The sequence below is a fragment of the Microvirga aerophila genome (assembly GCF_003332305.1).
GTDB classification, from domain to species: Bacteria; Pseudomonadota; Alphaproteobacteria; order Rhizobiales; family Beijerinckiaceae; genus Microvirga; species Microvirga aerophila.
In genome coordinates, this window is sequence record NZ_QOIO01000025.1 from 81835 (window position 1) to 91991 (window position 10157).

The 10157-nt window shown below is 62.9% G+C and carries 7 protein-coding genes; 2 read left to right on the forward strand and 5 right to left on the reverse strand.

What is annotated here, in order from left to right; translation table 11 throughout:
* From DRB19_RS15320 to DRB19_RS15340, 5 genes are all read right to left on the reverse strand, one after another.
* A complete protein-coding gene (locus DRB19_RS15320) occupies positions 1–1914 on the reverse strand; it encodes an ATP-binding protein (RefSeq protein ID WP_114186899.1) in 1914 nt (637 codons plus the stop codon).
* Between the two features lie 51 nt (positions 1915–1965).
* A complete protein-coding gene (locus DRB19_RS15325) occupies positions 1966–3291 on the reverse strand; it encodes an ABC transporter substrate-binding protein (RefSeq protein ID WP_114186900.1) in 1326 nt (441 codons plus the stop codon).
* A 59-nt stretch (positions 3292–3350) separates the two neighbouring features.
* On the reverse strand, positions 3351–3776 hold the full coding sequence (locus DRB19_RS15330) for a YybH family protein (protein WP_114186908.1): 426 nt from the start codon (positions 3774–3776) through the stop codon (positions 3351–3353).
* Positions 3777–4345: 569 nt separating this feature from the next.
* The gene (locus DRB19_RS15335; protein WP_114186901.1) at positions 4346–5464 is read right to left on the reverse strand and encodes an ABC-type transport auxiliary lipoprotein family protein; all 1119 of its coding nucleotides are present in this window, start codon (positions 5462–5464) and stop codon (positions 4346–4348) included.
* Positions 5465–5507: 43 nt separating this feature from the next.
* Positions 5508–6044 carry a hypothetical protein gene (locus tag DRB19_RS15340; protein ID WP_245439532.1) on the reverse strand — a complete coding sequence of 179 codons (537 nt, stop codon included), beginning with the start codon at positions 6042–6044 and terminating at the stop codon, positions 5508–5510.
* A 383-nt stretch (positions 6045–6427) separates the two neighbouring features.
* Here DRB19_RS15340 and DRB19_RS15345 point away from each other — a divergent pair, with 383 nt between their 5' ends.
* On the forward strand, positions 6428–9769 hold the full coding sequence (locus DRB19_RS15345; protein WP_162815709.1) for an ATP-binding protein: 3342 nt from the start codon (positions 6428–6430) through the stop codon (positions 9767–9769).
* 147 nt (positions 9770–9916) lie between these two features.
* Positions 9917–10157: IS630 transposase-related protein (locus tag DRB19_RS15350; protein WP_245439450.1), on the forward strand; the 241-nt coding region annotated here is incomplete at its 3' end.

Sequence of the window (10157 nt, forward strand, 5' to 3'; positions counted from 1 at the left end):
TTAGGCTGCCACTGCCTGGACCGGCGTGTCCGCCGGCAGTCGCACTATGAACTCGGATCCTTTCCCTTTCTCACTCGTCGCCTCGATCTCGCCGCCCATGAGCGTGACCAGTCGCCTGCTGATGGCGAGGCCCAGCCCGGTGCCACCATACTTCCGGTGCTTCGCGGCCCCGGCTTGATGGAATTCCTGGAAAAGGCGTGGCAGCTGATCCGCGTCGATCCCCATGCCGGTGTCGCGCACCCGGAGCTCGACTTGCTGTCCGTCTCGCCTGGCAAAGAGTGTGACCTCCCCTCTTTCGGTGAACTTGCACGCATTCGAGAGGAGGTTGAGAAGGACCTGCCGCAGGCGCATTGGGTCGAGCACCGCCCGTCCAAGGTCTGTCTGCGCCTCTAGCCTGAGCTGGTTCGCGTGCTTCTCCGCCAGGGGCTTTGCAGTGTCGACGACGTCGTCCAGCAGCGGGCGAAGGTCGATATCCTCAGGTTGAAGCTCGAGCTTGCCGGCCTCGATCTTCGCGAGGTCAAGAATCTCGTTGATCAGCTGGAGCAGGAGCTTGCCCGCCCGCAACACGCGCCCGAGCGGCTCGTCAAGGTGCGTGTCGCCGTCGATCTCAGCGTCCTCCTTCAGCATCTCCGTTATTCCAATGATCGCGTTGAGCGGGGTACGCAGCTCGTGACTCATGCTGGCGAGGAAGTCGGACTTGGCCCGGCTGGCCGTCTCGGCCAGCTCCTTAGCTGCCCGCAGCTCGCTTTCCACCTGCTTGAGGTCGGTGAGGTCGAAGTAGGTGAGCATCCGTCCACCGTCCGGGAGCGCCACAACCTCGTACTGCAGCACGCGTCCATCCGGTCGATGCCATTCCCTCGGAGGCACGTCGGCGGCTTGGATCTCAGCAAGCCTTCGATCGACATAGGACTGCCACTGTTCATCCGACACGCCGTGCAGGCCACTGGACCGGAGTGCCCCCAGCAGGTCCTCAACCCCAACATGCGGGCGCAGCACATCTTGAGGGACACTCCAGAGGTCGCGGAAGGCGCGATTGAACATCCGCACCCGGAGGTCCGGGTCGAGGATCAGCACCCCGTAGTCGATGGTGTCGAGCACCACTTGGCGCTCGCGCAGGCTCTGCTCCTCGATCTCGACAGCCGTGTCACGAAAGACCGACAGAGCCTTGGCCATCGCGGCGATTTCATCTTTGCCATGGGAATCCGGCAGCGGGGTCCTCAGGTTGCCCGCGGCGATGGCCAGCATGCTGCGGCTCAGAGCGACCAGCCGTCCGGCGAGATGCCGGTCGGCGTAGAGCCACGCGAACGCCAGAAGGAATGAGATAGCCAAGCCGCCGATGACGATCCCAGCAATGACCGGCCGGTCATGGATCGTTCTCTCATGGTCGACGGCCTCCTGCAGTTCGCGTCGAAGCCCCACGGCCATTGAGTTGAGTGCTCCCTCGAGGGCAAGGAGCGCCCGGTCCGCGTAGATGACGCCTTGGATGAGGCCGTTGATGTCTCCGTTGGCGAGAGCGGCGAGTTCCTCCGAGCGGGCATGGTCTTGGCGCGCTTGGTCGAGGGCGGCACGGAGAGCTTGGAGTTGCTGCGCGTCGATCTGTCGGGCGGCGCTTGCGCTCGTGACTGCGCCGACCGCGCGGTCCAGCCTGTCCCACAGTTCGTGCCGCAGCGAGCGGCTGCCCAACAACGTTGCTTGGCCGGCGACTGCTCCCGATGGCAGCTTCCTGACCTCCTGTCGCAGCTTGCCAACGAGATCCAGCGCGTCGAAGTCTGCCTCGATAGCCTCGTGAGCCGACGCAATGAAGCTTGCAGCGCTCTGAAGCTCTCGGACGAAGTAATTGACTGCTATCACCTGGACGACCAGCAGGCCGATCGGCACCGACATCGCCAAAAGAATTTTGTTACGAATACGCATACGGACCTTCCTACCGGTCGACCATCGCCGTCTCCTACCACCACGGCGTCGTCACAGCTGTCCGCGCTCACGCCACCTGTCGAAGATCGCTCGCTCCTCACGATCCGCCCCATCCAGCGCCTGCTCCGGGGCTAGCCGACCGGTCGCGACGTCGGCGAACATCTTCGAGACAATTCCGCGCGCGTAGACCTCGCTGACGGCCGGATTCGTGTATCCGGGATGGCCAGTATTCGTAGTCCAGGACGCAACATCCTTCATGAGCCCGTATTTCGCTGCTACGCCGTTGCCGGGGCCTCCAGTCAATGCTTCAAGGTCGGGTACCGTGTCGGGATAGCACGGCATGTTCTGGAATCCACTTGCGAGGAAGGCAGCCCGCGATTGGCCGACATAGTCGATCAGGAACTGCTTGGCGCCTGCAGGGTTCTCGGCAAACTTCCAGATCGAATAGGTGTAGAAGCCAAAGGAGCCGAGCCGAGCCGCTGGTCCGGCTGGCATCGCAGCCAGCCTCAGGTCACCCGCAAAATCCAGCTTCATTGACTCGGCGGCCCTAGGGATTGACAGGCTGTCGACCGTGAGGCAGCCCTCACCAGTAAGCATGAACCGGTTGTTCGAGGCTCCGTCCCACCCGAGCACGTCTGGTATCATCGCCTGCTCGAAGAGGTTCTTCACGTAGCGTAGCGCGTCCAAGGTCGCCCCGGACTTCAGCGTTGGGCTACCGTCCGCATCCTGTTCCGACGCCCCAAAGGAATACAGGATTGAGCGCAATGTCTGCTCGCAGTTGTGCTCAGGAGCCAGGCTAAAGCCCGCTGGCTTTCCGTCAAGCAGCTTGATCTGTCTTGCTCCCGTCAGCACATCGTCCCAGGTGTTCGGAACCGCTTGAGCCTTGACCCACAAATCGCCTCGGTAGGTGATGAGTGCTGGCTGGTAGGCGGCAGCGAAACCGGTATAGGTCTTGGTCTTCGGGTTGAAGTGGGCCCGGAGCGCGAAATCCGTAGGCTTGCCGTAGCGCTTGGAACACTCCTCAAAGATCTCGCGGTGATCGACGAGGTGGTCCACGAGCATGGCATGCGGAGTGACGAACTGGATTAAGTCGTGTCCCCGCTGGGCTTGGATCTCGGCCGCCGCGCGAGGGGTTAGGTCAGCAAAGCCGACGTTGTCGACAATGACGTCGACGTCATTCCTGTCCCCCCACTGCCGGGCGAAGGTTTCGTTGAACCAGGGATCGTAGGCGGGAACAAAATGCCGCCACTGCATGATCCTGAGCGTCTTTCTCTGGGCACGCGCCCGCCTCGGAGCGAAACCGAGGCCCGCTGCGGCGAGCGTTGCGCTTGACCTGGCCAGCAACCCACGCCTTGTGATCGCGCCTCCAACCCCCATGCAGCTCTCCTCAGACGTCTAAACCGTGGCACCTCTCGGGGAAGTCGACGGCAGCTGAATCAGTTGAAGGTATGCAGCTTGAGCTTTAGGGAGCCGTCCGGCTGCCGTTCGAACACATGGGTGGCGATGCCGCTGAACCGGGTCGCCTTCCCGGCAGCGTCCTTACCAGCAGCGGACCATTTGGCCGCGGCAATCACGATTTTGTCGTCTCCCGCAGTCCTGATCAGGTCGAGAGCGTGGTCTGTGACCCCGCCAGCGAAAAGACCTGCGAAGAACTTCCTGATGCCATCAGGACCTTGAATGACGTCGTGGGTGACGGGCAGAAAGGACGCGTCGCCGGTGTAGAATGCCGCAACCGCCTCAGTGTCACCTTTGTTGAAAGCGGCGTTCCAGGCCGAATAGGCTGCTCTGACTTGCTCATCGAGCGGATTGGCCCAGGCCGCTGACGGGATCGCGATTAAGGCTGCTGCCAGGAGATGCCTCATCACGCTCGGTGCAGACATTCTGTCCTCCCGTCAAATGGGCCAAGCGCGGGGTCACGCATCAATCCCAGATCGCGCCGGGCACAGATTGTAACGAAGCTGCGCCTTTGGGGAAGTTGTGTCAATCCTCCCGTGGTTGTGACACTGTTCGGCGCGAAGTGCCGTCGAACTCGGGCGTGGACGATGGGCCTGCCGGCAGCCCATCGTCCTGTCTAGAGCGGAGGTGTACACAAGCCAGCCTCGCGGCTTCGTGTGAAGAGCTGCTTTGGATCAGGCAGTGAAGCTCGTTCACTGACAGGAACGTCCGATGTTCTTATCCAAAGCGGATGTTCCGCGTACTTCCGGCAAGTGCCAGGAGCGGCCATTCGTGCATTCAACAGGACCTAGCGGGTCAGCCCGAGGGCAATGCCCAGAAATGGAAAAGCGCAGGGTTTTGTGCCATCGATCGTCGCATCTGCGGTGCCGGGCCGGCGCCAATGGCTGCCACATCGCCCTCGCCGCTTTGCTGGAGGAGAACTGGTGGCCGGGTCTTGTCGCCGAGGCGCTGATGGTGCCGCGTCAGACCACGCCCTTCAAATCAGGCTTGCTACCCAAAGCACCAGTTCGGTCGCAGCCTTGCTGAAGGCCTCATTGAGGCCTGCCGCCGCCGCTGCCGCATCCGTGGCCTGAACCGGAACGCTCGCGTGCACAATGCGCGAGCCGACGAGCCGTCCGTCTCCGGCCAGGATCTTCGCCGAGAACTCCACATCGGCGTTCGGTGCGGGAAGCAGCATCACCTGAAAGCTGCGGATATCGATCAGGAGCTGGTAGTCAGCCGTGAGACCTTCCGTGGGACGCGCGACGGCCTGCGGATAGCTCGCGTTCTCGAAGCTCTGGATGATCTTGGCTTGCAGGAGCTTCGGCAGGCTGTCACTCCATTGCGCATCCAGCGCGAGGCTTTCTTCCATCTGCGGCCGCACGAGGATCTTTTGTGTGTCGAACAGCACCAGCGCGCTCGGCTCCGGAACCGTCAGCTGCCCGCTCGCAACCTTGTCGAGAGTTGGGAAGGCATGCGGCGCCGACAGGTCATAGATCCTGGCCGGTGCCTTGGCGGGCCCTCCGCCGCCAAGGCGTTCAAGGGCTTCCAGGATCCGGTCGAGGCGGCTGGAATTGCGCGCGAGGGCCTCCGAGAAAGTGCTCAGATTGGCAAGGATGCCATGCAGCGGTTCCGCATTGTCGGCGATGAGGGTGTCGAGGCGCCGCAAGGCCTCCCGTGCCGCCTCGCTCACGTCCTGGGTCGCGGCCGGATCGGCCGTGAGCACGGGAGCGCCGCCTGTTGAGCTGGGGCGCGGCGCGGCGGGCGTGCCGCCCCGGAGGGCGATGGATGGCGCGCCCATGAGGCCTTGGGACACGAGGCCGGCTTGGGTGTCGACCCTCACGGGAGTTTCGGGGGCGAGAGAGAGCGTGGCGATCACCTGGCGGGGATCATCCGGGTTGAGGTGAAGCTTCGTGACGTCCCCGACCGCAATGCCGTTGAACAAGACTGGTGAGCCCGGCAGCACCCCCGTGACGGGACTCTCGAACACAACCCGATAGGTCGCCCGTTCGCTGAACCCGCCGGCGCCGCGCAGCCAGTACACAAGGGCAAAGGCGGCCGCGATCACACAGAGTGTGAACAGTCCGATCAGGGAATACCGCGCCTGCGTCTCCATGTTTCCGTCTTCGCAGAACTCCTGAGGCCATCGAACATCCCAGCTACCGGGCCCGGGCCATGGTGACCGACACCTGCGACAGCTCGGTGCCCTGGGAGCGGATGCTCACCGCCTGTCGCGCGCCTTGAGGGGCCATAGCGATCCCTGCCGAGAAGCCGGGCCCCTCAGCGACGGCATCGATCCGGCCAGCCGAGACCCGGCCGGAGATCCTCCCTTGCATGTTACGCGTGGTTTCGGCCCAGACGCCGCCGACACGCCCGCCCTCGGCGTTGATGTCCGTCCGGAGCTCAAAGTTGTAGCTGTCGCTCGCACAGCGAAGGTTCTGCCGAAGGTTGGTGCCGGCGGACGCCACTGCGTATGTGGCTTGGCAGCGGAGCCGCTCGGTGGTGCCGTTTGATAGGGCTACCGTGCCGCTGCCTGACCATGATCCGGCAAAGCCGGCAAAGGGGCTGGCCGAGGTGGCCTGGGTCTGTGCATGGGCCAGCCCTCCCCCCAGCAGGAACACCAGTGTGCCAAGAGGCAGATGGCGTGCGTGCGAAAGGGCGTTTGCCAGTCCCGCTGGCATCATTCCCGCTGACATGGTTCGGCGCCTATGGCATCCGGGCGGCACCGGCCCAGCATAGCGCCAATGGGGCGAATTGGCGATGCGGCACTCGGGTTTCCTGAACGAATTGGGTCAGATGAACAGGTGGTATCTGGGCGGTTGCTGTGCCCACTCCGCCTTCGAATACTTCCATCGGCTCGACCCGTAGGCTGCTGCTAACGTTCAAAGTGGGTCAACCCAGGAAGATGACCGTTGGCCTTGGAAGGTCTGCTTCCCCGCTGCACTACGGAAATACGGCTAAGGTCGCCTTCGGGCCAGGAGAGGACCTTCCTGAACGACCTCAAGGATGCCGCTAAGGCCGAAAGGTGGTAGGCTGAAGCCGTGGCCACGGAGCGTCACGTTTGCTTGGAGGGCAGACTGTGGACGTAGGAGCCTGGTTGCGCAGCCTCGACCTCAGCCAGTACGAGCAGGCATTTCGCGACAACGCGATCGACCCGACGTTGCTGCCTACCCTCACCGCGGAGGATCTGCGCGAAATCGGTGTTACACCGCTCGGTCATCGCAAGCGGCTCCTGGAGGCGATCGCAGCCCTTCGCGAAGACAGTGCCCGACAAAGCGTGCCGGCCGCGAACACATTTTCTCATCCGGTATCTATACCTCCAGACGAACAGGCGGAGCGGCGGCAGATCACGGTTATGTTCGTGGACCTGATTGGCTCCACGGCATTGGCCTCCCGCCTGGATCCCGAGGAAATGCGGGAGCTGATCCGCTCTTTCCAAGACCGCGTGGCAGGCAATGTCGCACGGTTTGACGGCCACTTGGCCAAGTTCATGGGCGACGGTGCCCTCGCCTATTTCGGCTGGCCGCAGGCGCACGAAGACGACGCCGAGCGAGCCGCATGGGCTGGGTTGAGCGTTGTGGCCGCGATCGCTGACCTGCATACCCCGTCAGGCGAAGTCCTGGCTGCACGAGCCGGCATCGCCACCGGCTTGGTCGTTGTGGGTGACCTCATTGGCCGAGGAGAAGCGCGGGAGCGGGCGGTGGTCGGTGAGGCTCCCAACCACGCCGCGCGCTTGCAGGCTGTCGCCAAGCCTGGAACCGTGGTGATCGACGAGCCCACGCGGCAGCTCCTGAACGGCCTGTTCGAGATCGAAGGTCTCGGCCCAACCCAGTTGAAGGGTATCGCCGAGCCGGTCGGTGCGTTCACCCTAGGTGCCGAGAAGGTGGCACCGAGCCGGTTCGACGCCCATTCCGCCGCCGTCCGGCCGCTCGTTGGGCGTGAGAGCGAGTTGGGCTTGCTCGTACAGCGCTGGCGTCAGGCGCGTGCGGGTGAAGGCCAAGGCGTCCTGCTCCTCGGAGAAGCCGGGATCGGCAAGTCCCGGATCGTGCGGGCCCTCACGGATGCGTTGCGAGAGGAGGACTATATTGGCCTCCGCTATCAAGGCTCACCGCTCCACACCGACCAAGCTCTATGGCCGATAGGACAGCAGCTGGCCTTCGCTGCCGGCATTGGACCAAATGACGATACCCATACGCGACTGACAAAGCTGTATCTTCTGCTAAAACAGGCGGCAGAGGTGTGTGAAGACACCTTGCACCTCATTGCCGCAGTCACTGGCCTCGTAGGTGCTGATGCGGGCATGACCAAACATGCACCGCGGCAGCGGCTAGACTGGACCCTCGATACGCTGCTCGACCAGCTTCTCGGATGGGCGCGCCAGCGGCCGGTGCTCGTGGTCGTTGAGGACGCTCATTGGCTTGACCCAACCACCCTTGAGCTGTTTGACCAGGCGCTGGGTCGGACAGCAAGGATGCCGGTCCTCATTCTCCTCACCAGCCGCCTGGACCATGCACCACAGCTGGTCGCCCATCCGCAACTGACCCGTCTGACCCTGAACCGCCTGTCCCGCGAGGCAACGGCGCAGATTGCCACTGATGTCGTGGGCAGGCCACTGCCGGCTCACATCACCGAGACGATCCTGGACCATGCAGATGGCGTGCCGCTGTATGCCGAGGAACTTGCGAAGGCTGTCCTTGATGCGCGAAAGCTCGACGAATATGACGTTTCTGTGCAATCCGGAACTGCCATTCCGTCATCGCTCCAGGGTTTGCTCATGGCGCGGCTCGATCGACTCGGGCCTGCGAAGGAGGTGGCACAAATTGCCGCCTGCATTGGCCGCGAGTTTAACCATGCGCTGCTTGCGGAGGTTACTGCTCTTCCGGAATCGGATCTGAACAAGGCTATGGACCTTCTTGCATCTGCGGAACTCGTCTTCCGGCGCGGCACACCACCAGAGGCCCAATACACCTTCAAGCATGCCCTCCTTCGCGACGCCGCCCACGAGAGCCTGCTCAGGGCAAGGAGGAGGTCCGTGCACCAGCGCATCGCAACGGTGCTCGACCAGGCAGCGGCTCAGGGAGCCGAGGTGTCGTCAGAGGTCCTGGCTTATCATTACGAGGAAGCCGGAGTCGTGGAAGCAGCCACCCGGCAATGGCTGACGGCTGGAAGGCGGAATGCTCACCGTGCCGCAAACATCGAGGCGATCCGGTGCTTTGAGCGGGCGCTGCGCGATCTTAAAGAGCTATCCGCTGCCGAGACTGCCAGGCGGCTCGAGCTGGATGTCCAGCTCGCTTTGGTGCCGGTGTTGATGTCCGTCGGGTTTGCCGACCAACGGACCGCTGAGGCAGCGCAGAGAGCCCTCGCCCTCTGCGAGGAGTTGGGCGTGACCGATCGGGTCTTGCCGCTGCTCTTCAGCCAGTTCAGCTATTGTACTTCCTCGGCACAGTTGGGACGGGCCCTGGAGATAGCGTCACGCATCGTCGCACTCGGTGACAGCAGCGGTGAGACGCTGCCCCAATTGGTCGGCCATCGGGCAGTTGGGTTCTGCTGGTCATGGTTGGGGGACCTCGCTATGGCGGAACGGGAACTGGAGACCGCACTTAGGCTCGCGGGGACAGTCCAGATGCCGGATCTGGCGTTTGAGCTCGGCCATGATCCAAGGATTACCGCACAGGCTTATCTTGGAAGCGTGAAATTAAGACTGGGAGACATCACCTATGCGCGCAGGCTGGTAACCGATGCGCTGGATGAAGCCAAGCGCCTTGATCATACGCTGACCCTGGCCCTCATTCTTCGGCACTCCTCTATCTTTGAAGCATTTGTCGGCAACTACAAGGAGGTCCAGAGGCTGGCGTCGGGGCTTCGAGACATCTGTGTGGAGCGCGATGTCCGACAGTGGAGATACTTGGCTGAGGTGATGTTCCTGTGGGCGTCGTATCGCACAGGTGAAAAGGTAGAGCCGGACAGGATCTCGGATGCGTTCGAGCGACATCGGGAATCCGGATTCCTCCTGAACATGCCGTTCTATTTGCTGCTGGTCGCAGACGCGTTCTCCGTCGCGGAGGATCGGGCGCGTTCGGATGGCATGCTGCGGGAAGCGCTCGTCCTCGCAGAAACGACGGGCGAGCTCTGGGCTCGCCCAGAGCTGCATAGGCACAGGGCCTGTTACGCATTAACAGGTTCAACCGTTCCCACAGAACGTGCCGAACAGTGGCTCTCGGACGCTCTGCATGACGCGCGACAGCAGGGTGACCGGATCGCAGAACTGCGCGCAAGCCATGACCTTGCCCGCCTGTGGGCCGAGCAGGGCGAGCGCCAGAAAGCTCATGACCTCCTTGCCCCTATTTGCCGTTGGTTCGACAGACGCGGCGACCTGCATGACTTTGATGAGGCCAGAGCCCTGCTGGATACGCTGCCATAATGAGATCCAGTTGATAGAGGCACCCCTCTTCATCAAAGTGTCGATCAAAGGCACTCGGCGGCACTAAAGCATCGGACTGGAAATTCGACTCTTAGGGTTCTGGGTTGATGTGATCTGTGATTCACTTCGTCGGACGGGAGGTGGATCATGGGTCACTGCTATTCTCTCGATCTTCGTATGCGGGTTGCAGCCTTCGTCGAGGCGGGCCATTCCTGCCGGACGGCGGCCCGCCACTTTGGCGTCAGTGACAGCTGTGCCATCAAGCTGATGCAGCGCCAGCGGCGGTTCGGCTCGCCGGCGCCCGCCCGCCAAGGCCGTCCGCCGGGAGGTGGCAAACTGGTGCCTTATGAGACCTTCCTGATCCAAGCCGTCGAGGCACACCCCGCCA

Bases quoted from the DNA above. Each gene is read 5' to 3' on its own strand.
- DRB19_RS15320 (WP_114186899.1), bottom strand. From the start codon at position 1,914: ATGCGTATTCGTAACAAAATTCTTTTGGCGATGTCGGTGCCGATCGGC.
- DRB19_RS15325 (WP_114186900.1), bottom strand. From the start codon at position 3,291: ATGGGGGTTGGAGGCGCGATCACAAGGCGTGGGTTGCTGGCCAGGTCA.
- DRB19_RS15330 (WP_114186908.1), bottom strand. From the start codon at position 3,776: ATGAGGCATCTCCTGGCAGCAGCCTTAATCGCGATCCCGTCAGCGGCC.
- DRB19_RS15335 (WP_114186901.1), bottom strand. From the start codon at position 5,464: ATGGAGACGCAGGCGCGGTATTCCCTGATCGGACTGTTCACACTCTGT.
- DRB19_RS15340 (WP_245439532.1), bottom strand. From the start codon at position 6,044: ATGTCAGCGGGAATGATGCCAGCGGGACTGGCAAACGCCCTTTCGCAC.